Raw genomic sequence first — 25218 nt, 5'->3', positions numbered from 1 at the left:
AAGAATCGCTGGGGAGACCTCCAACATGAACCGCCGTGGCCTTCTGGCGGCGGGCGCCGCCGCGCCGGTGCTCGCCGCCCCGAACCTCGCCTCCGCCCAGCCGCAGGTCCTGTGGCGCTCCGCCGGAAGCTTCCCGAAATCGACCGACGTGCTCTGGGGCGTGCAGGAGATGATCTCCCGCCGCGTCGCCGAGCTGACCGGCGGCGCCTTCCAGATCCGCCCCTTCGCCGCCGGCGAGCTGGTGCCGGCCCTGCAGGTGATGGATGCGGTCGGCGGCGGCACGGTCGAGTGCGGCTACACCGCCGCCTACTACTATATCGGCAAGGACCCGACGCTCGGCTTCGGCACGGTGATGCCCTTCGGCCTGAACGCCCGCCAACACCTCGCCTGGATCCATCACGGCGGCGGCGCCGAGATCATGCAGGAGGTCTACCGCGACCAGGGCGTCGTGGCCCTTCCCTGCAGCAATACCGGCGCGCAGATGGGCGGCTGGCTGCGGAAGGAAATCCGCACCGTGCAGGATTTGAACGGCCTGAAATTCCGCATCGCTGGCATCGCCGGGACGGTGCTGACCAAGCTCGGCGTCGTCGCGCAGCAGCTCGGCGCGGCGGATATCTACCCGGCGCTCGAGCGCGGCGTGGTGGATGGCGCCGAATGGGTCGGCCCACATGATGACGAGAAGCTCGGCCTCGCCCGCGTCGCGCCCTACTACTACTACCCCGGCTGGTGGGAGGCCTGTTCGCAGGGTGAGCTGATGGTCAACACCCGCGCCTGGGAGGCGCTGCCGAAGCAGTACCAGCAGGTGCTCGAGGTAGTGACGGGCGAGACCACCATCTGGAGCCTCTCGCGCTACGACATGCTGAACATGCAGGCGCTGCGGCGGCTGATCGCCGGTGGCACCCAGCTCCGCGCTTATCCGCGCGAGGTGCTGGCCGCCTGCCACAAGGCGACGCAGGACACCTATGCCGAGATCGGCGACCGCAACCCGCGCTTCAAGCGCGTGCATGCGCATTGGGACCGCTTCCGCCGCGACGTGCAGGGCTGGTTCCGCGTGGCGGAGGACAGCAGCGCCAACTTCCTCGCCATCGCCGAGCGGAGCTGAAGGGGAGGGGCCCGGGGGGAGGACGCCGCCTCCCCCGGGCCCCTGTTCTGCCTATCGCGCCGGCATCCGTACCATGCGGAGCTGGATGTAGTTGTCCGCCGTCTGCGGCACCTCGACGCCCTGCCGCGCCGCCCAGACGATCTGCTGCTGGTGCAGCGGGATGTAGGCGACATCCTCCTGCAGGATCTTGCTCGCCTCGCTGATGAAGCCCTGGCGCTTCGCCGGGTCCGTCTCCACCGCGATCTGGCCGACCAGCGCGTCGAAGCGCGGGTTGGAGTAGCCGCCATTGTTGAAGACGCCCCGCGTGCCGTCCCGCGTGCCGGCCAGGCTGAACAGCGCGTTGTGCGCGTCGGAGGTCGTAGGCGTCCAGCCCAGCATGTAGAAGCTGGTGTTGTAGCGCGGCGCGTTCACCTCGGCGAAGAAGCGGGCGCGGGTCTGTGCGTTCAGCGTCACCCGGATGCCGATGCGGGCCAGCATGGAAACGGTCGCCGTGCAGATCGCCTCGTCGTTCACGTAGCGGTCGTTCGGGCAATCCAGCGTCACGCCGAAGCCGTTCGGGTAGCCGGCATCGGCCAGCAGCTTCTTCGCCTCGTTGATGTTGATCGCCGGCCGCACGTCATCGGCCTCGACGAAGCCGTTCACCCCAGGCCCATAGAGCAGATTCGATGGCCGCGACTGGCCGCGCATGACCGTGCGCTGGATGGCGTTGACATCGATCGCCAGCAGCATGGCCCGGCGCACCCGCACGTCCTGGAAGGGGTTGCGCCCCTGCACGTCGGATTTCAGCAGCTGCGGCCGCGACTGGTCCATGCCGAGATAGATGGTCCGCAGCTCCGGCCCTTGGATGATGCGCACGCCCTGGGTGTTGGAGATGCGCGTCACGTCCTGCGGCGGCACGGTGTAGAGGAAGTCCACCTCGTTCGACAGCAGCGCCGCCACGCGCGTCGCATCATTGGCGATGATGTTCAGCTCGACGCGCTGGAGATTGTGGACCGGCTTGTCCCACCAATTGGGGTTGGGCTGCAGCACGGTGCGGCGGTCGGGCTCGCGGCTCACCAGCAGGAACGGGCCGGTGCCCATCGCGTTGCGCGTCGCGAAATTCTCCTCGCGCGAGGTGAGGTCGGCCGGCCGGGTCGAATTGTTCTTCTCGGCCCAGGCGCGGGAGAACATGCCCCAGTTGGTGATCTCCTGGATCAGGATGGGGTTCGGCTGATTCGTCTCGAAGTCGACGGTATGGTCGTCGACCTTGCGGATCTCCTTCACCGAGGCCAGCACGGACTGGATGTTGGAGCCCGGGGCGCGGGCGCGCTGGGCGCTGAAGACCACGTCATCGGCGGTGAAGGGCGTGCCGTCGCTGAACTTCACCCCCTGGCGCAGATGGAAGCGCCAGACGGTCGGCGAGGGCTGCTCCCAGCGGACGGCCAGCGCCGGCTCCGGCTGCATCTGCGCATTCCGCCGCACCAGCGGCTCGTAGAAATTGGAGCCGAAGGACAGAAGGAAGGTTTCCTGCCGGGTATAGGGGTCCATCGAGTTGACGTCGCCGTCATTGGCCCAGCGGAAGGTCTGGGCCTGGGCGCAGAGGGCGGTGCCGCAGAGCAGGGCGGCAGCCAGGGCGAAACGACGCATTGTTGCTTGGTCTCCCAGCGCGTGAAGCGGGGAGACGTTAGAGCAAAGCCCGGACGGGTGGAATCACCCGGGAAAGGTAATCGGCTCGTTCCAACAACGGGCGGAAGCGGCCATCCTCTGCCGCCCCGCTCCTGTCCGGCTCATGCCAGGCCCGGATCCTGGCGGCTCATCACCACGTCGCTATGCGGCAGGTCGAGCAATTGGCCGGGCTGCAGCGGCTCCAGCCCGCCGCTCACGGTCACCAGCCAGAAGCGGAAGCCGAGCTGCGTCAGCCAGTCTACATAGGCGCCCACATCGGTACGGACCGCCATCATGCCGACCGACCATTCGGACAGGATGCGGAGGTTAGGTGAACGGCGGATCAGCGCCTCCGCCCCGCGCAGAGCCTGAGGTTCGGAGCCCTCGATGTCGATGCGCAGCAGGTCGAGGGTCAGGTTCGCGGGAAGGAAGGAGTCGAGGTCAATCGCCGGCACCTCGACCCGGTCCGAGTAATCCTCATCGTAGTGCCGGCCCATCTCCCGGTCCGGCACCACATTGCCGCTGCCGAAATGCAGCGGCTGCGAGGCGAGCATGATGGAGCCCGGGCGGTCCATGACGGCAAGCGGGTGCGCCCGCACGAAGGACGACATGCCGTTCACGAAGACGCTCGCATAGAGCAGGCTGTGCAGCCGCGGGCTTGCCTCGAAGGCATGGACCTGGCCTGCGCCGCCCACCGCCGCGCCGAGCGTGAGGGTGTGGTAGCCGATATTCGCACCGATATCCAAGGCGCACTGGCCAGGGCGCAGGAGGCGCTGAAGCACGCTCTCCACATGCGGCTCCCATACCCCATGCGCCATCAGATGCGGGCTCAGGTCGACATCCGTCGGAGCGCAGTAGATCTTGAAGCCTCGATGCGTATGCGTCAGCACCCGGTCGCCGAGGAAGACGGTCGCCGTCCGCAGCAGGGAAGGCCCGGCCGGCGCCCGCGCCGGCAACCGTCCCGCCGCCGCCAGCCTGTCCAGGCGGCGCTGGAACTCGTCGGTGGCGCAGAGGTAATCGCCCAACTCGTCGCGGTCGTTGAAACCGAGGTCGAGATGGTAGGCGATGTCCTCCGGCCCGGTCGGCGGACGCCGGAGCATCACCTCGAAGGCGGTGGCGATGTCCTCGGCGGTGACGCCTTGCGCCGCCGGCGCTTCAGCCACAGGGGCCTGGCTGTTTCCCATTTCGTGAACAAGTCCCACCATCATTCTCCAGGCCAGGCTACCGCTCGTGGGCCATCGTCATGGCACCGCGCCCAGCGTGCCAAGGCTTGGCGTTGCACAGCCCAGAATGCCAGCTGCTTTTCGCTCGCGGCCATTGCCGATTCGTGAACGGAGGCCTGGCTGGGGCGGAACCGCAACCAGCACGCCTTTGGGGCCGCTACAACGAAAAACGGGGACCGCCGTAGCGATCCCCGTTCCAGATCCACCGCGATGCAGCCAGCGTCAGGCGCGCAGCTTGGCCGGAAGCCCCGCCACCGCGCTGTCGATCAGTGCCGCATCGGCCTTGGCGTCGATCCGCTCGGCGATGACGCTGCGCGCCGCTGCCACCGCGATATCCGTCGCCGCCCCACGCACCTCGGCCACCGCGCCGGCTTCCGCCGCCGCGATACGGTCGAGCGCCATCCGCTCGCGCCGCTTTGCCGAGGCTTCGGCCTCGGCCGCCGCCGCCTCGCCGACGCGCTGCGCCTCGGCCTGGGCCCGCGCCAGCAGGTCCTGCGCCTCGGTCAGCGCCGCGGCCCGGTCGGCCTCGGCCTGCTTCAGCAGCGCCTCCGCCTCCACCCGCAGGCGGGAAGCCTCGGCGAGCTCGGCCCGCACGCGGTCCGCCTTCGCATCCAGCATCGCGGTGATGCGCGCCCAGGCCATCCGCCCGACGAGCAGGAAGAAGATGACGAAGGAAACCGCGACCCAGAATTTCGGGTCGAGCCAGAAGTGTTCGTAGTGATGCTCCATCAGGCCCGCCCCCGCGCCGCGAGTTCATGCTCGACCGCCGCGGCGACCGCGGCGCTGTCGCTCCGCCCGATGAGCCGGGTGACCAGCGCATCCGCGGTATCCGTCGCCACCTGGCGCAGCGCGCCCATGGCATTGTCCCGCGCCGAGGCGATCTGCGTCTCCGCCGCCTCGATCTGCGCCGCGAGCCTGGCATTGAGCGCCTCGGCCCGCTGCGCGGCCTCGGCCTGCGCCTTCTGCGTGGCGGCGCCGACCGCGGCCTGAGCCTCGGCCCGTGCCTTGGCGGTCGCGGCCTGATGGTCGGCCATCGCCGCATCGGCCCGCTGCTTGGCCGCCTGCGCGCTCTCGAGGTCGCCCTCGATCCGCGCCCGCCGCGCCTCCAGCACGCTCTCCACCTGCGGCAGCGCGTAGCGCGCCATCACGTAGTAGAGGCCGCCGAAGATGATCAGCATCCAAACGACCTGAGCGATCGTCCAGGGATTGCCGAAATCCAGCTGCGGCATGCCGGCGCTGCTGGTCGCGCCCGGATGCTCGGACGCCACCTGCGCCATGGCGGGCAGGGTGGCGAGCGAGAGCAGGGTCGCGATCCGGATGGTCTTCTTCATGCTCGTCTCCCTTGCATGCCGGAAGAAGGGCGGCCGGCGGCCACCCTCCTCAGCGATGCTCAGGTGAAGAGGATGAGGAAGGCGATGAGCAGGGCGAAGAGCGCCACCGCTTCCGTCAGGGCGAAGCCCAGGATGCCGATCGGGAAGACGGCGTCGCGGGCGGCCGGGTTGCGGGCCACGCTGGTGATCAGCGAGGAGAAGATGTTGCCGATCCCGAGACCGACGCCGAACAGCGCGATGACGGCGATACCGGCCCCGAGGGCCTTGGCGGCAGCGACTTCCATGTGAGTGTCCCTTCAGGGGTGGTGTGGTTGGAGGGTCCGAACGACGGCGGGGCTTAGTGCAGGTGCACCGCGTCGTGCAGGTAGATGCTGGTCAGGATGGCGAAGACATAGGCCTGCAGGAATGCGACCAAGATCTCGAACCCGACCAGGGCGACGTTCATCGCCATGGGCAGCACCGCGCCGATGAGGCCCAGCACGCCGGCTGCCGAGCCGATCATCACGACGAAGGTGGCGAACACCTTCAGCATGACGTGGCCGGCAACCATGTTGGCGAAGAGACGGACGGAGAGGCTGATCGGCCGCGAGAGATAGGAGATGATCTCGATCGGGATGATCAGCGGGGCGAGCGCCTTCGGCGCCCCCTCCGGGAAAAAGTAGCTGAAGAAATGCGTGCCGTGGATGGCCAGCGCCACCACCGTCACCACCACGAAGACCAGTGCGGCCAGCGCGAAGGTCACCGCGATGTGGCTGGTGAAGGTGAAGGCGTAGGGCAGCAGGCCGATCATGTTGCCGAACAGGACGAACATGAAGATCGAGAAGACGAAGGGAAAGTACTTCTTGCCCTGGTCGCCCACCTGTCCGGTCACGATGCCATGGACGAACTCGTAGCCGCTCTCGGCCAGCGCCTGGAGCCGGCCGGGGACGATGGCGCGCTTCGCCGTGCCCCACATCATCAGCGCGGTGATGAGGCCGAAGGCCAGCAGCATATGCGCGTTCGACTGGCTGAAGCGCACGGACTCGCCGAGGGCGCCCATGAAGGGCACCAGCTCGAACTGGCTCAGCGCGTCGATAGCTTTGCCTTCAGCGGCCACTGCTGCCTCTCCCGTCGCGTCAGATCTTCCGGCCACTGCGCGGGTTGAACAGCCTGTAGATGTTCATGATTCCGGCAGCGGCGCCCGCCACGAAGAACAGCAGGAAAAGCCAGGGCTTCGTCCCGAGCCATCGGTCCAGCAGCAGCCCGATCCCGACCCCGACCACCAGGGCCGAGACCAGTTCGACGCCGACGCGGAACCCGATCCCCATCGGACCGGGCGGAAGACCCCCCTTGGCATCCTCGGCCGGCTTGTCGAGACCCTGACGGGTCCGTGCCTCCCGAAGTCGCCGCTCGAAGTCGTCGCGCTCGTTCAACCCTCGCTCCTCCGTCGGACCCCGGCGGAAGGCATCGGGCTCGTAAGGCCCCCCCCGCGGAGTGTCAATCCGTCGCGCACCGCTATCGGCCATAACCGATAAATTTCAGCCAATTCATGTGGCGGACAGGCCAACCTACACCGCCTCGAAGGCCCCGCTCTGCTGCCGCCACAGCCGGGCATAGACTCCGCCCCGCCGCAGCAGCCCCTCATGCGTCCCCTCCTCGGCGATCCGCCCATGCTCCAGCACCACCAGCCGGTCCATCCGGGCGATGGTGGACAGCCGATGGGCGATGGCGATGACCGTCTTCCCCGCCATCAGCTCCGCCAGCTGGTCCTGGATCGCCGCCTCCACCTCGGAGTCGAGGGCGCTCGTCGCCTCGTCCAGCACCAGAATTGGCGCATCCTTCAGCAACACGCGGGCGATGGCGATGCGCTGCCGCTGCCCGCCCGAAAGCTTCACCCCCCGCTCGCCCACATGCGCATCGTAGCCGGCCCGCCCCCGCCAGTCCTCCAGCCCCTCGATGAACTCGGCCGCTGCGGCCCGGGCAGCGGCCGCCTCCACCTCCGCCATCCCCGCCTCCGGCCGCCCGTAGCGGATATTCTCGCGGATCGAGCGATGGAGCAGCGCGGTGTCCTGGGTGACGACGCCGATGGCGGCCCGCAGGCTCTCCTGTGTCACCCCCGCAATGTCCTGGCCATCGATCAGGATGCGCCCGCCTTCGGGGCGGAAGAAGCCGAGCATCAGGTTCACCAGCGTCGACTTCCCCGCCCCCGAATGCCCGACCAGCCCGACGCGCTCCCCTGGCTTGATGGCGAGGTCCAGCCCCTGGATCACCCCCACCTCCCGCCCATAGGCGAAGCGCACGCCCTCTAAGCGGATCTCCCCGCGCGGGACCTTCAGCGGCACCGCCCCCGGCGGGTCCGCCGCGGTGGGCGGCACGGCGATGGAGTTCATCGCCTCCTGCACCACGCCCAGGTTCTCGAAGATGGCGGTGACGTTGAAGGCCACCCAGCCGGAGATATTGGCGATCTGCCAGGCCATCGGCAGCGCCGTCGCCACCGCCGCCAGCCCGATCTGCCCATGGCTCCACAGCCAGATGCCGGTCGCGGCAGTCGCCGTCAGCATCGAAGCATTCAGCGTCCCGAGCAGGAAGCCGTTCAGCGTGACCAGCCGCATCTGCCGCTGGAAGGCCGCATTCAGCCCGAGCAGCCCCTCGCGGACGAAGGCATCCTCCTGCTCGGCCCGGGCGAAGAGCTTCACCGTCTGGATATTCGTATAGCTATCAACGATCCGCCCGGTGAGCTGGCTGCGCTGCGCGCTCGCCTCACGCGACCGGTCCCGCATCCTGGGCACCAGGAAGCGCAGCAAGGTCGCATAGGCGCAGAACCACACGGCGATGGGCATGGCCAGCCGCCAGTCCGCATCGCCCAGCAGGCCGAGCGCCGCCGTGCCATAGACCAGGATGTACCAAACGGCATTGACCACCTGCACCACGCTCTCGCGCAGCGCCGGCCCCGCCTGCATCACCCGGTTGGAGATGCGCCCCGAGAAATCCTCCTGGAAGAAGGGCAGCCCCTGCCGCACCACCTGCCAATGGCTTTGCCACCGCACCATCGAGGTGAAATTGCCGTTGATGCCCTGCTGGGTGATGAGGTTCTGCAGCAGCACCGCGCAGGGCCGCCCGACCAGCACCAGCGCCGCCATGCCAAGCAGCGTGGGCCAGGCCTCCGCCCAAAGCCGCTCCGGCGCATGCTCCGTCAGTAGCGCCACCAGCCGCCCGATCATCGCCGGGATCGCCGCATCCAGCAGCGCCACCAGCAGCCCGGCGACGAAGAGCGCCGCGAACAGCGCCCGCGCCTGGCCGATGAAATGCCAGTAGAAGCCGGCGAGGCTGCGCGGCGGCGGCCCCTCCGGCACCGCGGTGCCGAGAAGTCGGGCGGCGGGTGAGCCGGGGGGCGCGACCGGGTCGACCAGGCGCTCGAAGAAGCGGAAGGGCATGCGGCCACAACGCGCCCGCCGGCCCCACAGGTCAAGAACCGCGAGGCTTCGGCCCCGCTCCCGCTTCACGAAACCGCGCGGCGAGGCGTCTCTCGATGCCTGAGACCGTTGGTGGCGCAATGATATCTTTTTCGGCTTTCATGGCGGCCATCGGCCGGGCGCGGTCCCTCCCGGCCTGGGCGCGGCTCCTGCTGACCGTGCTGGTCGTCGCCGGCGTCTTCACCGCCCGGGAGGCTGCGGATGCCTTGCTGCCGGTGACCAACGTCTTCCTGATGCCGATCCTCGGCGTCGTTGTCAGCGCCACGCTGTTCGGCACGGCCGCCGGCCTTTGCGCCACCCTGCTGTCGGTGCTCTGGCTCTGCTGGGCCTATCTGCCGCCGATCGGCAGCCTGAAGGTGGACGACCCCCGGCAGCTCTGGGGGCTTGCCCTCTTCATGGCCATCAGCCTCTTCATCAGCCTGGTGATCGGCGCCTTCCAGGCAACCTTGCTGCGCCTGCGCGACGCCCATGCCGCGCTGGCCCGCACCGATTCCCAGCGCCGCCTGCTGCTGCAGGAATTCCGCCACCGCAGCCGGAACGACCTGCAATCCCTCGTCGCCCTGTTGCTGCTGCGCGCCCGCGCCGCCCCCTCCTCCGCCGCGCAGGACGGGCTGCGCGAGGCGGCCGAGCATGCGCGTGCGCTGGCCCGCGTCCATACCCTCCTCGCCCAGGAGGCGATCCACGAGGACGACCCGACCCTGGTCGACAGCCGCGCCTTCGTCGAAGGCCTGGCGATGGAGCTTGCCCGCACCCACGCCACCGAGGGCCTCCGCCCCGTGGTGCTGACGGCCGAGGCCGAGGCCCACCCGCTCGATTCCGAGCGCGCCATCCTGGTCGGGCTGGTGCTGAACGAATGCGTCACCAACGCCCTGAAATACGCCTTCCCGGATGACCGCCCCGGCCGGGTGCAGGTGCAGTTCAAGCGGCACGAGCGCGAGTTCCGCCTCACCATCGAGGATGACGGCGCCGGCACCCCGCCCGAGGAGCAGACCGGCACTCGCGCCCGGCCGCTCGGCACCGGGCTCGGCACGCGGCTGCTGCGCGGCATGGCCGCGCAGCTCCGCGGCAGCTTCAACCGCGGGCCGGGGCCGGGCGGCGCCGGCACCCATGCCGAGCTGCACTTCCCGGCCGAGATGGCCCGGGGCCGCGGCTGAACCCTTACTCCGCCGCCTGCTGCCCCTCGACCATCTCGACCGCCCGGCCGAGATCGACGCTGAGCAGCCGGCTCACCCCGCGCTCCTGCATCGTCACGCCATAGAGCCGATGCATCCGCGCCATGGTCAGCGGATGGTGGGTGACGATGAGGAAGCGCGTGCCGCTCTCCGCCGCCATCGCCTCCAGCAGGTCGCAGAGCCGCTCGACATTGGCGTCGTCGAGCGGCGCATCCACCTCGTCGAGCACGCAGACCGGCGCCGGCTGGCAGCGGAAGACCGCGAAGATGAGCGAGAGCGCCGTCAACGCCTGCTCGCCGCCGCTCAGCAGCGAGAGCGCCGAGAGCTTCTTCCCCGGCGGCTCGGCATAGATCTCGAGCCCCGCCTCCAGCGCATCCTCCGAGCCGACCAGCGCCAGATGCGCCCGCCCGCCGCCGAACAGCCGGCCGAACAGGCCCTGGAACTCGGTATTCACCTGGGCGAAGATCGTCCGCAGCCGCTCCCGCCCCTCGCGGTTCAGCGCGCCGATCGAGCCGCGCAGCTTGGCGATGGCGGTGCCGATCTCCTCCCGCTCGCGGGTGATGGTGGCGATGCGGGTCTCGATCTCCTCCATCTCCACATCGGCGCGGAGGTTGACCGGCCCCATGTCCTCCCGCTCCCGCGCGAGCCGTTCCAGCTTGCGCCGCGCCCGGTCCTCGGAGGCATCGGAGAGCTCCTCCGGCACCGGCAGCTCCGCCCCCTCGCCGAGCCGCTCGGCGACGCGCTCCTCGACGGCGGCTGCCGCCGCCTCCGCCTGGCTCGCCGCCCCCTCAGCCCTGAGCTGCGCCTCCCGCGCCGCCGCGAAGGCGGCATCCGCCGCTCGCCGCGCCTCGGCCGATGCCTGCCGCTCCGCCTCGGCCGCGGCGAGGGCAGCAGCCGCCGTCGCATGCACTGCCTCCGCCTCGGCCAGCACCGCCCCGGCCTGCCGGCGCCTGGCCGCCGCGGCGTCCGGCAACTCGGCCAGCTCGTCCCGCGCCGCCCTGGCCTCCGCCGTGCGCTGGCGCAGCTCCTCCAGCCGCCCCGCCGCATCGGCCCGCCGCCCGGCCCAATCCGCGCTCTCGGCGCCGATGGCCGTCCGGCGCGCCGCCAGCCGCTCGCGCTCCGCCCGCAGGCCGGCCTGCGCCTCGAGCGCCGCTCCCTCCTGCGACCGCGCGGCCGAGAGCGAGCCCCGCGCCGTCTCCACGCCGGAGCGGATGCCGCCCAGATCCGGCAGCGCCGCCTGCGCCGCCCGCGCCCGCTCCAGCGCCGCCTCCGCCTCGGCAGCATCGGCCGCGATGCGCTCCAGCTGCGGGGCGAGGGCGGCGACCTGGCTCTCCGCCTGCGCCGCCGCGGCGACGAGCCGCGCCGCCTCCTCCCGTGCCGCCTGCACCGCCGCTTCGGCCCGGCCGCGCGCCTCGCGCGCCGCCGCCTCGGCCGCGACCGCCTCCGCCTCGCGCTGCCGCGCCGCCCCAGCCGCATGCCGCAATCCGTCGAGGTCGGGCAGCCCCGCCTGCGCCTCGCGCAGCGCGGCGAGCGCCGCCTCCGCCTCTGCCCGCTCCGCCCCAAGGCGTTCGAGCTGCGGCGCCAACGCGCCGATCCGGCTCTCCGCCTGCGCCGCCGAGGCCGCGAGATTGGCCGCCGCGGACCGCGCCCGCTGCAGCCCCGTCTCCGCCTCCGCCCGATGCCGCCGCGCAGCGGCTTCTGCCGCCCCAGCCTCCGCTTCCGCCCGCGCCGCCGCCTGAACCTCGGCCGCCGCCGCCTCCGGGGCGGGGAGGGCGGCCAGCGCCTCCCTCGCCGCCTGGGCCGCGGCCTCTGCCTCCGCCAGCGCCTCGGCCAGCCGGACAAGCTGCGGCTCCAGCGCACCGATCCGGCTCTCCGCCTCGGCCGCGGCGGCCGCCAACCGGCTGGCCTCCGCCCGCGCTGCCGCCAGCCGGGATTCGGCCAGCCGCCTGGCCTCGCGCGCCCCGGCCTCGGCCGTGCCGGCGGCGACCTCCGCCGCCTCGGCCGCCCCCCGCGCCCCGGCCGCAAGACTGGCCGCCGCTTCCGCCTCGCCCAGCCGCGCCTGTGCAGCGGCGAGGCGATTGCGCTGCTGCAGCCGCACCGCGCCGGGATTGGGCGCATCCGCCCGCGCCGTATGCCCGTCCCAGCGCCAGGCGGCGCCATCTCGCGCCACCACGGCCTGCCCGGGCGCGAGCCGCGCCTGCATCGCCGCGCCATCTGCCCCCTCGGGCAGCAGCCCGATCTGGGACAGCGCCCGCGCCAGCGCCGGCGGCGCCTCGACGAGGCTGCCGAGCGGCGTGAGCCCTTCTGGCAGGGCCGGCGCCGCCTCGAAGGGCGGCAAGGCGCGCCAATGCCGGGCAGCGGCAGGATCGACCGGACTCTCCAGCGCCTCGCCCAGCGCCGCGCCGAGCGCGGCCTCCAGCCCCGGTGGCACGGAGACGGCATCGAGAACCGGCGGCGCCGCACTGCCGGCCGCCTCGCCGGCGGCCAGCGTCTCGCTCAAGGCCTCCACCTCGGCCGCGGCACGGGCGCGATCGGCCTCCGCCTCGGCAGCGGCGGCGCGGGCTTCGGCCTGGCGCGCGGCGGCGGCGCCACGCGCGGCCTCCGCCTCACCCACAGCGGCGAGGGCGGCGGCCAAGGCCGCCTCCGCCTCGGCAGCCGCGGCCTGGGCGGCAGAAAGGATCCCGGCCGGCACGGCAGCGGCACGCGCCGCATCCCGCTCGGCCAGTAACTTCGCATGCTGCGCCCGTGCGCCGGCGACGCGCTGACCGGCGGCGACATGCTCCGCCTGCGCACGGTCACGCCCATTCCGCGCCTCCGCCATGCGCCGCCGGGCCGTGGCATGCGCCTCCTGCGCGGCGACGCGCGCCGCCTCGGCCGCCTCCAGCCGGCTGCGCGCCTCGCCCAGCGCGGCCTCGGCGGCGGCGATGGCGGCCTCGCCCTCGGCCAGCCGCTCCGGGGCGATGCGCTGGGCCAGCGCCGCCCCATGATCGGCCGAGAGCTGGGCATGCTGCGCACCGATGCGCCCGGCCCGCTGCTCCGCCTCGGCCAGCGCCGTGCGCGCACGGGCCGCCTCCGCCTCGGCTGCGGCGGTGTCGCGCCGCGCCGTCGCATGCGCCTCCTGCGCCGCCGCACGGGCCGCCTCCGCCTCCGCCAGCGCCGTCCGGGCAGCCTCCAGCCGGCCAGCGGCCTCGCCCACCGCCGCCTCGGCCGCTACCAGCCGCTCCGGCCCGATGCAGGCCGCCAGCGCGGCCGCATGCTCCGCCGCCAGCGCCTCCCGCTGCGCCACCAGCCGGCGCGCGCGCTCCGTGCTGGCCGCGAGCTCCATCCCCGCCGAATTGACGCGCGCGGCGATGGCAGCCGCATCCTCCGTCGCCGCATTGGCCGCGCGCTCGGCGGCCCGCGCCGCCTCCGTCGCCTCGGCCAGCGCCGCGGCGGCGGCCTCCAGCCGGGCCGGCAGGCTCGCCTCCGCCTCGGCCAGCGCCGCATCCTCGCGCGCCAGCCGCTGCTCGGCCGCCAGCGCATCGCCCTCCACCGCCTCGGCATGGGCGAGGTCGCGGGTGATCTGCCCGAGCCGCGCCTCGGCCGCCGCCAGCGCCTCGCGCGCCCGGCGCTCCTCGGCATCCAGCCCCTCGGCCTCGACGCGCCGCCGCTCCAGCGCCGTGCGCGCGGCGGCTTCCGCCTCGCGCGGCGCCGGGATTCCCTTATCGGCCGCGAAGCTGCGGATCGCCGCCGCCTCGGCCTCCGCCTCCGCCGCCTTGGTCACCGCCGAGGCGCGGGCGAATTCGGCCGAGGCCAGCGCCAGCGCCGCCTGGGCCCGCGCCCGCAGCAGGGCGAGCCACTCCGCCTCCGCCCCCCGCACAAGCCCTGAGATGTTGCGATAGCGGTTGGCCTGCCGCGCCTGCCGCTGCAGCGACTGCCGCTGCGTCTCCAGCTGGCCGAGCAGATCCTCCGCCCGGCCCAGATTCGTCTCCGCCTGGCGAAGCTTCAGCTCCGCCTCGTGCCGCCGGGCGCGGAGGCCGCTGATGCCGGCCGCCTCCTCCAGCACCTGCCGCCGCTCCTCCGGCTTGGCCCCGATCATTGCCGAGACCCGCCCCTGGCTCACCATGGCCGAAGCCCGCGCGCCCGAGCCGATATCGGCGAACATGGTCTGCACGTCGCGCGCCCGCACCTCCCGCCCGTTGATGCGGAAGGAGGAGCCGTCACCGCGCGCGATCCGGCGGATGATCTCGAGCTCCGGCGCATTCGCATTCGGCGGCGGCGCAAGTCCCGCCGCCTCCTCGAGGTAGAGCGACACCTCGGCCAGGTTCCGCCCCGGCCGCGTCGCCGTGCCGGCGAAGATCACGTCCTCCATCTCGCCGCCGCGCATGGATCGGGCGGAGGTCTCCCCCATCGCCCAGCGCAAGGCTTCCACGACATTCGACTTGCCGCAGCCATTCGGCCCGACGATGCCCGTCAGCCCCGGCAGCACCTCGACCAGCGTCGCCTCGGCGAAGCTCTTGAAGCCGGCGATGCGCAGCCGGGCGAGCGTCGCCCTCGGCGCATCACGCCGCGGCTCCTCCGGGGTCTGGGTTTCCTCGGACGTCGCCTCGCTCAACCGCGCCTCGCTTCCTCGACCAGCGTCTTGAACCTGTCGAAGCCCATATCGCCCGACTGGTTGACCGTCTTGCGGCCCTTGAAGGAGAAGCTCGGCGTCGCCGAGACATTGTACTGCTGCTCGGCCGTCTGCCGCTGCGTCAGGATGGCGCGCTTCAGCCCGTCATCCGCCAGCGCCTCGTCGAACTTGCCGCGGCTCATCCCGGCGAGAGCGGCCATCTTCGCCAACTCCTCGCGTGGGTCGCCGCGGGTGAAGGCCCAGCGGTCCTGGTTGGCCAGCAGCGCGCCGATGAAGCCCTCGTACCGCTCCGCCGGCAGGCTGCGGGCGACGCAGGCGGCGGCCAGGGCGATCTGGTCGAGCGGGAAGTCCACCCAGACCAGCCGCAGCGCGCCGGTCTCGATCAGGTCGCGCTTCACCTCGGGGTAGGTGTTGCGGTGGAAGGCGGCGCAATGGGAGCAGGTGAGGGAGTAGAACTCGGTCACCGTCACCGGCGCGTCCGGCCGGCCGGTGCCGCGCTCGGCCATCCGCGGGTCGGCGGGCTGGGCGAGGGCGGGCGCGGCGGCGAGGGCCGGCATCGCCAGGATCAGGCGGCGGGTGAGGGGCATGCGGCCTCCAGGCATCGTGTCATCCGCGGTTTCGATAGACGCCCCGGGCAAGCTTTGCCAGCGCCTCGCGCAAATCCCCTGCCGGAAGGTTACCGAGCCCCGCCTCCACCCGCTCCGGCAGCGGCGCCTCCGGCTTCGGCCGGGGCCGCGCCGGGGCCGCGCTCGCCGCCTGCTGGACGAAGCGCAGCCGCTCCACCACCGGCTTGCCCATCTGCGCATTGATCCGCTCGATGAGCTGCGGCGCCAGATGGCTCAGCTCCATCGCCACCGGCCCGACGCAGCCGATGGTCAGCGTCCCTGCCGTCACCCGCTTCGGGCTGGTGACGGCGGCGAGGCTCGGCCCGACGATCTCCGCCCAATCCGCCATCAGCAGGGCGCCCGCCGGGCTCTTCTTGCGGAAGACCGGCCGCGTCAGATGCGGAATGAGCGTCCCGAGCGGCCTTGGCCCCCAGACGAATCGCCGATCTTCGCTATCCTTCGCCATATGCCCTTACCCCCCGCCGCCGCGCTGCTCGCCTGGTACGACCGCCACCGCCGGACGCTTCCCTTCCGCCGCAGCGATGGCGGCCGGCCCGATCCCTACCGCGTCTGGCTCTCCGAGGTCATGCTGCAACAGACGACGGTGGCCGCAGTCGGCCCCCGATTCGAGCGTTTCCTTGCCCGCTTCCCGACCATCGAGGCCCTCGCCGCCGCCCCCGAAGCCGCGGTGATGGAGGAATGGGCCGGCCTCGGTTACTACGCCCGCGCCCGCAACCTGCATGCCTGCGCCCGGGCCGTCGCGGCGATGGGAAGCTTCCCCCGCACCGCCGAGGCGCTGCGTACCCTGCCCGGCATCGGCGCCTACACCGCCGCCGCAGTCGCCGCCATCGCCTTCGACGAGCCGGTGGTGCCGGCCGACGGCAATGTGGAACGCGTGGTCGCCCGCCTCCTGGCCGAGGAAACGCCGCTCCCCGCCGCCAAGCCCCGCCTCTCGGCCGCGGTGCAAGGCTTCATGGCCGACGATGCCGCCCGCGCCCGCCCCGGCGACTTCGCCCAGGCCCTCTTCGACCTCGGCGCCACCATCTGCACGCCGAAGACCCCGGCCTGCGCCCTCTGCCCGTGGCGCGGCGAGTGCCTGGCCCAACAGCGCGGCATCCAGGCCGACCTCCCCCGCAAGTCGCCGAAACGCGCCCGCCCGCTCCGCCACGGCGCGCATTTCCTCCTGACCGACACCGCGGGCCACCTCCTCCTCCGCCGCCGCCCCCCGCGCGGCCTGCTCGGCGGCATGCTGGAACTCCCCGGCACCCCCTGGCGCGACGCGCCCTGGACCGAGGCCGAGGCTCTGCCCCACGCCCCCATCCCCGGCCTCGCCTGGCGCCGCCTGCCCGGCATCGCGCGCCACGGCTTCACCCATTTCGAGCTGGAGATGCAGCTCTACGCCGCCACCATCCCGCACCTCGACCCACCGGAGGGCACGGAGGCCCGCGATAGGAACGACGCCGTATCCGCCCTGCCGACGGTCATGCGCCGCCTGCTGGCCCTCGCCGGCTGAGCGGCGCTCAGCCCGGCTCCATCCCCGCCACCGCCAGGATCGCCGCCAGGCTCGCCGACATGCCGCGCAGGCTCTCGCCCGGCTCCACATCGATCCACTCCTCCAGCGAATGCGCCCGTCCGCCGCGCCCGCCGGAGCCGATCTTGACCGCCGGGATGCCGAGACTCATCGGGATATTGGCATCCGTCGAGGAATACTCCTGCCGCGGCTCATAGCCATGCGCGGCGACCGCGGCGACGGCCAGCTGCACGATCTCCGCCCCCGGCGCCGTATGCCCCGCCGGCCGGTCGCCGATCGGCGTCACCTCCGCCACGACCGGCCCCTCCCGCGTCGAGCGCGCCGCATTCTCCGCCGCGACCGCCGCCTCGACGCCGGCGAGGAATTCCCGCTCCAGCCGCGCCAGCTCGGTGGCGGATTGCGAGCGGAGATCGACCTCCATCCACACCTCGTTCGGGATGGCATTCACCGAGGTCCCCCCGCCGAGGACGCTGACGCAATGTGTCGTCTGCGGCTCGCTCGGCGCCGTCAGCTCCGCCAGGGTCAGCGAGGCCCGCGCCATCGCATAGGCGGGATTGACGAGCCCGAAGGCTGCGAAGCTATGCCCGCCCGGTCCCCGGAAGGCGATGCGGTAGCGCTTGCTGCCGATGCCGCCCGTCACGATGCGATCGACCTCCGGGCTGTCCACGGTGAAGAAGGCGCCGACCCGGTCCCTGTGCCGCCCCTCGGTGAAGAAATGCCGGACGCCCCGCAGGTCGCCGAGCCCTTCCTCCCCCACATCCCCGAGGAAGAGGATATCCGCCCGCGTCCTGATCCCCGCCGCATCCATCGCCCGCAGGAAGGCGAGGTTGACGGCGAGGCTCCGCGTATCGTCGCCGACGCCGGGGGCGAAGAGTTTCGTCCCCTCGCGCCGCACCCGCACATCCGTCCCTTCGGGGAAGACGGTGTCGAGATGCGCCGCGACCACCACGGTGGTGCCGTTGCCCGTCCCCCGCCGGCGCCCCATCACATTGCCCACCGCATCCTGCTCGACTTCCTCCAGCCCATGCTCGCGCAGCATCTCGAGATAGGCGGCGGCCCGCCGTTCCTCCTTGAAGGGCGGCGAGGGGATCTCGGTCAGGCGGATGATGTCCCCGACCGTGCGGTCATGCTCCTGCTCCATCGTGGCGACGGCGGCCTGGAAGCGGGGGTCGGCGAGGATGGCGGCGATGGCGGCGGATGCGGCGGTCTGGCTCATGCCCACCTCATCCCGCCGCCGGCCGGGCCGGTCAAGCGGCCCGGGGGATTCACGCTTTTTGCACGAAGCCGGGCGCATCCTGAGGGGGATATTGCCGGGGACATGCGTGATGCGGATCAGGACCTTGTTCGGTAGCGCCATGGCGGTCATCGCCCTGGTCGGCATCGCGGTCGGCGGCAGGATCGCCCATGAGGAATGGCAGCGTGGCGAGGCGGCGCGGGCCGCCGTCCGCCAGACCTCCGCCGCCGAGGCCGCGCTCCGGCTGATCGAGCGCTTGGTGATCGAACGCGGCAACTACGTCATCCGCATCACCGTGCCGGATGCCGCCGATGCCACCCAACTCGCCAGGCTCGCTGGCCTGCAGCGGGATACCGATGCCGCCCTGTCCGCCCTGGTCGCGGCGCTGCGCGGCAGCCAGGACCCGGGCCTGCTGGCCCAGGCAGCGCCCGTCGAGGACATGGCCACGCAGCTCGCCGCCCTGCGGCGGGAGGTGATGGCCGCCGCCCAGCTTCCCCTGGCGCAGCGCTCCGGCGCCATCCAGGGCCGCCCCGGGCGCGAGATGACCGCCATGATCGCCAGGGCCGGCACGGCGATGGATATCGCGCACCGCGCCGTCGCCGCGACCGCGCCGGAGCTCGACGCCCTGCTGCGCATCGCCCGCGGCAGCTGGGACCTGCGCGACGCCGCCAGCCGCCGGGTCGTACCGATCAGCATCGCCATGACCGCCGGCCGCGCCCTGTCCCCGGCCGAGCAGGAGGCGATCACGATCGCCTCCGCCCTGGTCGAGACGAGCTGGAACACCATGCGCGGGATGATCGCCGTGGCCGGCAGCCCGCCGCGCCTGGCCGCCGCCGAGACAGAGGTGCAGCGCCTCTATTTCACGGAGGCCGCGGCGAAGATGCGGGCGCTGATCGAGGCCGGCCGCGCCGGCGGCGCCTATCCGATGACCCAGACGGAGTTCACCGCCTTCGCCACCCCCTCCATGCAGACCCTGCTGCTGGTGCGGGACGCGGCGCTGGCGGAAGCGGCCAGCCGCGCCACGAAGACGGCGGGCGAGGCCGAGGCACTGTTCCTGGTGACGCTGGCCGGGCTGCTGGGCTTCCTGGCGCTGCTGGGCGGGGTGACCTGGCTGCTCGCCCGCCGGGTGGTGGCGCCGGTTGCCGCCTTGACCGGCACGGTGCAGCGCCTGGCCTCCGGCGCCCATGACACGGCGGTGCCGCACCAAGCGCGGCGCGACGAGATCGGCTCCATGGCGAGCGCCATCGAGGTGCTGCGCACCGGCGCCGCCGAGGCCGCGCGGCTGGCCAGCGTGGTGGCGGCCGAGCAGGCCGCGAAGGCGGCCCGCGCCGAGCAGCTCGACGCCGCTCTGCGCCGCTTCGAGGCGGAGATGGCAGTCGTGCTCGAGGCCTTCGCCGCCGCCTCCGCCCCGCTCGAGGCGACGGCCGATGCCCTGGCCACGGCGGCGGACACCTCCCGCGACCAGGCCGCGCTGATGTCGGGCGCCGCGAGCGGCGCGGCAGCGAATGTGCAGACCGTCGCCGCCTCCGCCGAGGAACTGTCGGCCAGCATCGCCGAGGTCGCGCGCCAGATCGCCGACAGCGCCCGCGCGGCGGGCCGCGCTGCGACCGATGCGGCGGCGACCGACGCCGCGGTGACGAGCCTCTCCGACGCCGCGCAGCGGATCGGCGAGGTGGTGGGGCTGATCGGCTCCATCGCCGGCCAGACCAACCTGCTGGCGCTGAATGCGACGATCGAGGCGGCCCGCGCCGGCGAGGCCGGCAAGGGCTTCGCCGTCGTCGCCGGCGAGGTGAAGGCGCTGGCCGCCCAGACCGCGAAGGCGACCGAGGCCATCGGTCCGCAGATCGCCGCCATGCAGGCCGAGACCGTCAAGGCAGTGGAGGCGATCCGCGGCATCGCCCGCACGATCGACTCGCTCAACGGCATCTCCAGCCAGGTAGCTGCCGCGGCGGAGCAGCAGGCCGCGGCGACGCAGGAGATCGGCCGCGCGGTCGCCGAGGCGGCGGCGGGCACCGAGGAGGTCAGCCGCCAAACCCTCGGCGTGCTGGAAGGGGCGGACCGCGCCGGCGCCGCGACGGCCGACCTCCGCCAGGCTTCGGGCGGCCTCACCCGCCAGGCGGCGGAGTTGCGCCGGACGGTGGACCGCTTCCTGGTCGAGGTGCGGGCCGCCTAGCGGCCAAGCACCTCGGCCCTGATCTCGTCGAGCAGCCGCAGCCGCCCGCCCGGCATCTCGAGATGCCAGAAGGCCCAGCCGTTGCAGCTCGGCGCCTCCTGCACCGCCGCCCCCACCTGATGGATCGAGCCATGCGCCCGCCCGCAGCGGATCGAGCCATCCGCCGTCACCGTCGCCTGCCAGCGCCGCGCCCGGTCCACCAGCAGCGAGCCGGCCGGCACCAGGCCGCGCTCCACCAGCGTGCCGAAGGGGATGCGCGGCTGCTCGCGCTTGCCGGCCATGGTGAGCGCCGCAGTCTCCGACAGCGGCTCGACGGCCTCGATCCGCGCACGGGCGGCCTCGGCATAGCCGGCATCGCGCTCGATGCCGACATAGTGCCGCCCGAGCCGCCGCGCGACGGCCGCCGTCGTCCCGGTGCCGAGGAAGGGATCGAGGATCACCTCCCCCGGATTGGTGCAGGAGAGGATGACCCGGTGCAGCAGCGCCTCCGGCTTCTGCGTCGGGTGGAGCTTTGCGCCCTTCCCGTCGCGCAGCCGCTCCTGCCCGGTGCAGAGCGGGATGAACCAGTCGCTCCGCATCTGCACGTCGTCGTTGAGCGACTTCATGGAGGCGTAATTGAACCGGTACCGGCTCTCCTCGCCCCGCGCCGCCCAGATCAGCGTCTCATGCGCATTGGTGAAGCGCCGGCCGCGGAAGTTGGGCATCGGGTTCGCCTTGCGCCAGATGACGTCGTTCAGCACCCAGAAGCCCAGGTCCTGCAACGCGGTGCCGAGGCGGAAGACGTTGTGGTAGCTGCCGATCACCCAGATCGTGCCGTCCTTGCGCAGTACCCGCCGCGCCTCCGTCAGCCAGGCGCGGGTGAAGGCGTCATAGGTGGCGAGGTCGGCGAAGCGGTCCCACGCGTCGTCGACGCCGTCGACCAGGCTGTCATCCGGCCGGCGCAGGTCACCCTTCAACTGCAGGTTATAGGGTGGGTCGGCGAAGATTGCATGCACCGAGGCCGGCGGCAGCATCTGCATCTGTTCGATGCAATCCCCGACCAGGATCTGGTCGAGGGCAAGATCGAGCCCGGTCCCCAATACTGCCCCCACAACCTTTCCCGCACCGAATCGGTGAGGGACCACAATCGCCGGGTGGACTCGCCGGGTCAACCGAAGCGAAGCGCCGCCTGATCGACAGGTGCGAATCCCCGCCGGTGATGCGGCGAGGGCCCATGCTCGGCCAGCGCCGCGCGATGCAGCGCCGTCGGGTAGCCGGCATGGCGGGCGAAGCCATAGGCCGGCCAGCGCGGATCGAGCCGCGCCATCGCCCGGTCGCGCACCACCTTGGCGAGAATCGAGGCGGCGGCGATGGACAGGCTCCGCCCATCTCCGCCGATGACGCAGCGCACCGGGCAGGGCAGCGGCGGCGCCCGGTTGCCATCGACCAGCACGAGTCCGGGCGGCACCGCCAGCCGCGCCACGGCGCGTGCCATGGCGAGATGCGTCGCGCGCAGGATGTTCAGCCGCCCGATCTCGACCGCCGAGGCGGCGGCGACGGCACCCTCCGCCTCGCCCCGCCGCATCGCCTCCCGCAGCGCGGCGAAGGCAACCTCGCGCGCGGCGGCGTTGAGGCGCTTGCTGTCGTCGAGCAGCGCGGCCAGCGCCTGCGGCACCCCGCGTGGAAAGACCACGGCGGCTGCCAGCACTGGCCCGGCCAGCGGCCCCCGCCCGGCCTCGTCCACGCCCGCGACGCGGCCCCCGGCCTCGCTCTCCAGCGCGAAGTCAGGCCGGGGAGGCGAGGGGCTTGTCCTTCTCGACGATGAATGTGGCGGCGATCTTCGAGGTCGCCGGCCCGTTCTTTCCGCCATGCGGCACGCCCGGCGGCACCTGGAAGCCCTCGCCCACCTTGTAGGTCCGGGCCGGCTGGCCCTCGACCTCCAGCATCACCTCGCCCTCCATGACGACCCAGGATTCGACGCCCGGATGGGTGTGGCGCGCGATGACGGCATTCGGCGCGATCTCGACCGTCATCAGGATGGAGACCTTGCCGTCGCCCGGATAGTCGATGGTGCCAAGCATCTTGCGGCTGACCCCGCCGGTCTGCGCCTCGACCCTGGTCGCCACCAGCCCGACCGCCGTGCACAGGACGCAGCCCATGAATCCCCGACGAGAGCGCATCCGTCCGTTCCTTCCCCTGTCGCACGAATTCTAGCGAAGCGCCGCGGGCAGGCATAGGCTTTCGGCCAACCAACAAGGGGAGCGTCCCAATGCGCCAACGCCTGCTCGCGCCCGAGCCCTCGCCGCCCTCGGTCTTCCTCGACCCGGCGAACATGCCCTGGGAGGAGAGCGCCTTCCCCGGCATCCGCTCCAAGACGCTCTACAGCGACCCGTCGGGCATGTGCACGCTGCTGCTGAAGCTCGAGCCCGGCGCCGAGGTGCCGCTGCACGAGCACACCGCCATCGAGCAGACCTATGTGCTCGAAGGCCGCTTCGTCGACGAGGAGGGCGAATGCCTGCCCGGCCAGTTCGTCTGGCGGCCGGCGGGCAATACCCACGTCGCCTGGGCCGGGCCGGAGGGCGCGCTGATCCTCGGCATCTTTCTACGGCCGAACGTCTTCGCCGCCGGCCAAAAATTCTTCACCGCGGAGGAGTAAGGGGGGCGGACGGCCGGGCCGGGGGAAGCTGGCCCGGCCATCCTCTACAGCAGTTCCAGCTGCCGCGCCGGAGCGGGGGTCTCCGGCGGCGGCGCGAACTGGCTGCAGTCGAGGCCCTGGGACGCGACCCGGCTATTGCCGAAGCCGAGCTTGCGCGACGCCAGGTGAAAGCGGTTGGCCAGCATGTCCGCATAAGCGCCGGTGCCGGTCTGGCGGGTGCCGAAGCGGCTGTCATACATCGCCCCCGCCCGCGTCTCGCGCACCAGGGCGAGGATGCGGCCGGCGCGATCGGGGAAATGGGTGCGCACCCACTCCTCGAACATGCCGCGGATCTCGAGCGGCAGCCGCAGCAGCACATAGCCCGCGCGGGTGGCGCCGGCCTTGCAGCTTTCGGACAAAATGCGCTCCAGCTCCGCATCGTTGAGGCCGGAGATCATCGGCGCCGCCAGCACCCCAGCCGGGATGCCCGCCTGCGCCAGCGCCTGGATCGCCTGGAGCCGCCGCAGCGGCGTCGCCGCCCGCGGCTCCATCCGCCGGGCGAGCGCCGCATCGAGCGTCGTCACCGACAGGCAGACATGGACGAGGTTGCGCTTCGCCATCCGCCCCAGGATGTCGAGGTCACGCAGCACGCCGGCCGACTTGGTCACGATGGTGACAGGGTGGCCGAAGCGCTCCAGCACCTCCAGCACCTGCCGCGTCAGCAGCAGTGTCCGCTCGACCGGCTGATAGGGGTCCGTATTCGCCCCCAGCGCGACCGGCTTCGCCACATAGCCGGGCCGGCGCAGCTCCTTCTCCAGCAGCGCCGGCAGGTCCGGCTTGAAGAGCAGCTTCGTCTCGAAATCGAGGCCGGGCGAGTAGCCGATATGCGCATGGCTCGGCCGCGCATAGCAGTAGATGCAGCCATGCTCGCAGCCGCGATAGCTGTTGAGGGACCGGTCGAAGCCGATATCCGGGCTGTCGTTATAGGTCAGCGCGCTCCGCGACCGCTCCCGCACCAGCGTGGTCGGCAGCGGCGGCAGGTCGGCGAGCTCGGCCAGGCTGTCCCAGCCGTCGTCGAAGGGCTCGCGCGCCGTGCTCTCGTAGCGGATGGCCGGGTTCGAGACCGCACCGCGGCCCTTGCGTGCGCCCGGCAGGAGGGCGGAAACAGACGATCCGTCCGGCATGGCGACCGTTCCTTCTCTGTTCCTCGGAACCCTGCCTGTCGCGGAAGGGCTTGTCAAGAACATCGTGGGAACGCTTGGTTAAAGTGCCTGCAGAACAAACCCCGACTGTCATCATCCCCGCGCTGAACGCGGCCGCCAGCCTCGGCGCCGTGCTGGCAGCCTGCGTAGGCCTGCCGGCCGTGGTGGTGGATGGCGGCAGCACGGACGGCACGGCCGACCTCGCCCGCAGGGCCGGCGCACGGGTGGTCGCCGCCCCACGCGGCCGTGGGGTGCAACTGGCGGCCGGCGCGGCGGCGGCCGAGGGCGAGTGGCTGCTCTTCCTCCACGCCGACACCAGGCCCGGCCCCGGCTGGCGGGAGGCAGTCCAGGCGGCGATGCACGACCCCACGCGCGCCCATTACTTCCGCTTCGCCCTCGACGACCCTTCGCCCGAGGCCCGCCGGCTGGAACGCCGCGTCGCCTGGCGCTGCCGCGTCCTCGCCTTGCCTTACGGCGACCAGGGCCTGCTGATCCACCGCACCCTCTACGCTGAGGCGGGCGGCTTCCGCCCGATCCCGCTGATGGAGGATGTCGACCTGGTCCGCCGCCTTGGCCGCCGCCGCCTCGCCCCGATGCCCGCCGCGGCCCTCACCTCGGCCGCCCGCTGGCACCGCGAGGGCTGGCGCCGCCGCTCGGCCCGCAACCTGCTCTGCCTCTCGCTCTGGTTCCTCGGCCTGCCGCCGGGCGTGATACGAAAGCTTTACGGATGAAAGGCGACACGCTCATCCTCTTCGCCCGCGCTCCCCGCCTCGGCACGGTGAAGCGCCGCCTGGCCCGCGAGACGGGCGACATGGCGGCGCTCCGCTTCCACCGCGGCCAGGTGGCCCGGCTGATCCGGCGCCTCGGCCATGACCGCCGCTGGCGCTTCATCCTGGCCGGGACGCCGGACGGCGCGCGCTGGCACCCAGGCGTGGCGCCGCACCCGCAGGGCAGGGGCGACCTCGGCGAGCGCATGGCCCGCGCCCTCGGCCGTCACCGGCGTGCGGTGCTGATCGGCAGCGACATCCCGGCGCTCGACGCAACCGACATCGCCGCCGCATTCCGCGCGCTCGGCCGGGCCGATGCGGTCTTCGGCCCCTCGGAGGATGGCGGCTACTGGCTGGTCGGCTTCGGCCCGCGCCGGCCGGAGGCCCCCTTCGCCCGGGTGCGCTGGTCGAGCGAGCATGCGCTGGCGGATACGCTGGCCAATTTCTCCTGCCACCGGGTGGCCCTGCTGCGCCGGCTACGCGATGTGGATACCGCCTCCGACCTGCGGGAGTTGCGACGGCAACGGTGAGTGCGAGGCACCTCCGGCGCCTGCCA

General features: G+C 72.4%; 23 protein-coding genes. 7 read left to right on the top strand and 16 right to left on the bottom strand.

Going from position 1 to position 25218, the window contains the following annotated elements:
• The first annotated feature begins 25 nt into the window (after positions 1 to 25).
• Positions 26 to 1102, top strand: coding sequence for a TRAP transporter substrate-binding protein (locus EP26_RS10280; RefSeq protein WP_043338302.1), 1077 nt, complete (start codon positions 26 to 28; stop codon positions 1100 to 1102).
• Positions 1103 to 1153: 51 nt separating this feature from the next.
• Here the strand turns inward: EP26_RS10280 and EP26_RS10275 are convergent, their stop codons facing one another.
• From EP26_RS10275 to EP26_RS10240, 8 genes are all read right to left on the bottom strand, one after another.
• Complete coding sequence (locus EP26_RS10275; protein ID WP_043338298.1) at positions 1154 to 2728, bottom strand: ABC transporter substrate-binding protein; 1575 nt, start codon at positions 2726 to 2728, stop codon at positions 1154 to 1156.
• Between the two features lie 140 nt (positions 2729 to 2868).
• Positions 2869 to 3909, bottom strand: a complete 1041-nt coding sequence (locus EP26_RS31825) for an FkbM family methyltransferase (RefSeq protein WP_169747379.1) — start codon at positions 3907 to 3909, stop codon at positions 2869 to 2871.
• A 282-nt stretch (positions 3910 to 4191) separates the two neighbouring features.
• The gene (locus EP26_RS10265) at positions 4192 to 4698 is read right to left on the bottom strand and encodes a F0F1 ATP synthase subunit B family protein (protein ID WP_043338296.1); all 507 of its coding nucleotides are present in this window, start codon (positions 4696 to 4698) and stop codon (positions 4192 to 4194) included.
• Positions 4698 to 5300, bottom strand: a complete 603-nt coding sequence (locus tag EP26_RS10260; RefSeq protein ID WP_043338295.1) for a F0F1 ATP synthase subunit B family protein — start codon at positions 5298 to 5300, stop codon at positions 4698 to 4700. Before EP26_RS10260 ends, EP26_RS10265 begins: the two co-directional genes overlap by 1 nt.
• Positions 5301 to 5359: 59 nt before the next feature.
• Entirely contained in the window at positions 5360 to 5584 is a 225-nt protein-coding gene (locus EP26_RS10255) for an ATP synthase subunit C family protein (RefSeq protein WP_043338292.1), read from the bottom strand.
• 53 nt (positions 5585 to 5637) lie between these two features.
• The gene (locus EP26_RS10250; protein ID WP_043338291.1) at positions 5638 to 6396 is read right to left on the bottom strand and encodes a F0F1 ATP synthase subunit A; all 759 of its coding nucleotides are present in this window, start codon (positions 6394 to 6396) and stop codon (positions 5638 to 5640) included.
• A 19-nt stretch (positions 6397 to 6415) separates the two neighbouring features.
• Positions 6416 to 6712 (bottom strand): AtpZ/AtpI family protein, encoded by a 297-nt coding sequence (locus EP26_RS10245; RefSeq protein ID WP_043338289.1) that lies wholly within the window; start codon positions 6710 to 6712, stop codon positions 6416 to 6418.
• Between the two features lie 135 nt (positions 6713 to 6847).
• Entirely contained in the window at positions 6848 to 8713 is a 1866-nt protein-coding gene (locus EP26_RS10240) for an ABC transporter ATP-binding protein (protein ID WP_043338288.1), read from the bottom strand.
• A gap of 140 nt (positions 8714 to 8853) precedes the next feature.
• Here EP26_RS10240 and EP26_RS10235 point away from each other — a divergent pair, with 140 nt between their 5' ends.
• A complete protein-coding gene (locus EP26_RS10235) occupies positions 8854 to 9906 on the top strand; it encodes a sensor histidine kinase (RefSeq protein ID WP_043338285.1) in 1053 nt (350 codons plus the stop codon).
• 4 nt (positions 9907 to 9910) lie between these two features.
• Here the strand turns inward: EP26_RS10235 and EP26_RS10230 are convergent, their stop codons facing one another.
• The 3 genes from EP26_RS10230 to EP26_RS10220 are packed head-to-tail and all read right to left on the bottom strand — an operon-like array spanning position 9911 to position 15607.
• Positions 9911 to 14518, bottom strand: coding sequence for an AAA family ATPase (locus EP26_RS10230; RefSeq protein WP_052389018.1), 4608 nt, complete (start codon positions 14516 to 14518; stop codon positions 9911 to 9913).
• Positions 14515 to 15123: a DsbA family protein gene (locus EP26_RS10225; RefSeq protein ID WP_043338284.1), complete on the bottom strand. Its 609-nt coding sequence runs from the start codon at positions 15121 to 15123 to the stop codon at positions 14515 to 14517. The genes EP26_RS10230 and EP26_RS10225 overlap by 4 nt, the downstream gene beginning before the upstream one ends.
• Before the next feature lie 19 nt (positions 15124 to 15142).
• Positions 15143 to 15607, bottom strand: coding sequence for a DUF721 domain-containing protein (locus EP26_RS10220; protein ID WP_052389017.1), 465 nt, complete (start codon positions 15605 to 15607; stop codon positions 15143 to 15145).
• On the opposite strand from EP26_RS10220, the gene EP26_RS10215 reads away from it, so the two are divergent.
• On the top strand, positions 15608 to 16654 hold the full coding sequence (locus EP26_RS10215; protein WP_043338283.1) for an A/G-specific adenine glycosylase: 1047 nt from the start codon (positions 15608 to 15610) through the stop codon (positions 16652 to 16654).
• A gap of 7 nt (positions 16655 to 16661) precedes the next feature.
• Here the strand turns inward: EP26_RS10215 and EP26_RS10210 are convergent, their stop codons facing one another.
• Entirely contained in the window at positions 16662 to 17888 is a 1227-nt protein-coding gene (locus tag EP26_RS10210; RefSeq protein ID WP_043338281.1) for a M20/M25/M40 family metallo-hydrolase, read from the bottom strand.
• A gap of 109 nt (positions 17889 to 17997) precedes the next feature.
• Between EP26_RS10210 and EP26_RS10205 the strand changes: the two genes are divergently transcribed.
• Positions 17998 to 20079, top strand: a complete 2082-nt coding sequence (locus tag EP26_RS10205) for a methyl-accepting chemotaxis protein (RefSeq protein ID WP_052389016.1) — start codon at positions 17998 to 18000, stop codon at positions 20077 to 20079.
• Here the strand turns inward: EP26_RS10205 and EP26_RS10200 are convergent.
• From EP26_RS10200 to EP26_RS10190, 3 genes are read right to left on the bottom strand one after another with little or no spacing between them, the layout of a single operon-like run.
• A complete protein-coding gene (locus tag EP26_RS10200; protein WP_408735098.1) occupies positions 20076 to 21170 on the bottom strand; it encodes a site-specific DNA-methyltransferase in 1095 nt (364 codons plus the stop codon). The genes EP26_RS10205 and EP26_RS10200 overlap by 4 nt on opposite strands.
• Before the next feature lie 56 nt (positions 21171 to 21226).
• Entirely contained in the window at positions 21227 to 21802 is a 576-nt protein-coding gene (locus EP26_RS10195; RefSeq protein WP_245624358.1) for a ribonuclease HII, read from the bottom strand.
• A 40-nt stretch (positions 21803 to 21842) separates the two neighbouring features.
• Positions 21843 to 22238, bottom strand: a complete 396-nt coding sequence (locus EP26_RS10190) for a cupin domain-containing protein (protein ID WP_043338276.1) — start codon at positions 22236 to 22238, stop codon at positions 21843 to 21845.
• A gap of 89 nt (positions 22239 to 22327) precedes the next feature.
• On the opposite strand from EP26_RS10190, the gene EP26_RS10185 reads away from it, so the two are divergent.
• A complete protein-coding gene (locus tag EP26_RS10185; RefSeq protein WP_052389015.1) occupies positions 22328 to 22714 on the top strand; it encodes a cupin domain-containing protein in 387 nt (128 codons plus the stop codon).
• A 44-nt stretch (positions 22715 to 22758) separates the two neighbouring features.
• On the opposite strand, the gene EP26_RS10180 is transcribed toward EP26_RS10185, so the two are convergent.
• Positions 22759 to 23877: a PA0069 family radical SAM protein gene (locus EP26_RS10180; protein ID WP_043338275.1), complete on the bottom strand. Its 1119-nt coding sequence runs from the start codon at positions 23875 to 23877 to the stop codon at positions 22759 to 22761.
• Positions 23878 to 23960: 83 nt separating this feature from the next.
• On the opposite strand from EP26_RS10180, the gene EP26_RS10175 reads away from it, so the two are divergent.
• Entirely contained in the window at positions 23961 to 24626 is a 666-nt protein-coding gene (locus EP26_RS10175; RefSeq protein WP_043338274.1) for a TIGR04283 family arsenosugar biosynthesis glycosyltransferase, read from the top strand.
• Positions 24623 to 25192: a TIGR04282 family arsenosugar biosynthesis glycosyltransferase gene (locus EP26_RS10170; protein ID WP_043338273.1), complete on the top strand. Its 570-nt coding sequence runs from the start codon at positions 24623 to 24625 to the stop codon at positions 25190 to 25192. Before EP26_RS10175 ends, EP26_RS10170 begins: the two co-directional genes overlap by 4 nt.
• Positions 25193 to 25218: the final 26 nt, after the last annotated feature.

Source organism: Belnapia moabensis DSM 16746 (assembly GCF_000745835.1).
In the GTDB taxonomy this organism is placed as follows: Bacteria; Pseudomonadota; Alphaproteobacteria; order Acetobacterales; family Acetobacteraceae; genus Belnapia; species Belnapia moabensis.
Note: the sequence above shows the minus strand (reverse complement) of the source record. Positions and strands in the feature narration are given on the sequence as shown.

Bases quoted from the DNA above. Each gene is read 5' to 3' on its own strand.
- EP26_RS10280 (WP_043338302.1), top strand. From the start codon at position 26: ATGAACCGCCGTGGCCTTCTGGCGGCGGGCGCCGCCGCGCCGGTGCTC.
- EP26_RS10215 (WP_043338283.1), top strand. From the start codon at position 15,608: ATGCCCTTACCCCCCGCCGCCGCGCTGCTCGCCTGGTACGACCGCCAC.
- EP26_RS10185 (WP_052389015.1), top strand. From the start codon at position 22,328: ATGCGCCAACGCCTGCTCGCGCCCGAGCCCTCGCCGCCCTCGGTCTTC.
- EP26_RS10265 (WP_043338296.1), bottom strand. From the start codon at position 4,698: ATGGAGCATCACTACGAACACTTCTGGCTCGACCCGAAATTCTGGGTC.
- EP26_RS10205 (WP_052389016.1), top strand. From the start codon at position 17,998: ATGCGGATCAGGACCTTGTTCGGTAGCGCCATGGCGGTCATCGCCCTG.
- EP26_RS10260 (WP_043338295.1), bottom strand. From the start codon at position 5,300: ATGAAGAAGACCATCCGGATCGCGACCCTGCTCTCGCTCGCCACCCTG.
- EP26_RS10220 (WP_052389017.1), bottom strand. From the start codon at position 15,607: ATGGCGAAGGATAGCGAAGATCGGCGATTCGTCTGGGGGCCAAGGCCG.
- EP26_RS10275 (WP_043338298.1), bottom strand. From the start codon at position 2,728: ATGCGTCGTTTCGCCCTGGCTGCCGCCCTGCTCTGCGGCACCGCCCTC.
- EP26_RS10255 (WP_043338292.1), bottom strand. From the start codon at position 5,584: ATGGAAGTCGCTGCCGCCAAGGCCCTCGGGGCCGGTATCGCCGTCATC.
- EP26_RS10190 (WP_043338276.1), bottom strand. From the start codon at position 22,238: ATGCGCTCTCGTCGGGGATTCATGGGCTGCGTCCTGTGCACGGCGGTC.
- EP26_RS10210 (WP_043338281.1), bottom strand. From the start codon at position 17,888: ATGAGCCAGACCGCCGCATCCGCCGCCATCGCCGCCATCCTCGCCGAC.
- EP26_RS10170 (WP_043338273.1), top strand. From the start codon at position 24,623: ATGAAAGGCGACACGCTCATCCTCTTCGCCCGCGCTCCCCGCCTCGGC.
- EP26_RS10180 (WP_043338275.1), bottom strand. From the start codon at position 23,877: ATGCCGGACGGATCGTCTGTTTCCGCCCTCCTGCCGGGCGCACGCAAG.
- EP26_RS10235 (WP_043338285.1), top strand. From the start codon at position 8,854: ATGGCGGCCATCGGCCGGGCGCGGTCCCTCCCGGCCTGGGCGCGGCTC.
- EP26_RS10225 (WP_043338284.1), bottom strand. From the start codon at position 15,123: ATGCCCCTCACCCGCCGCCTGATCCTGGCGATGCCGGCCCTCGCCGCC.
- EP26_RS10240 (WP_043338288.1), bottom strand. From the start codon at position 8,713: ATGCCCTTCCGCTTCTTCGAGCGCCTGGTCGACCCGGTCGCGCCCCCC.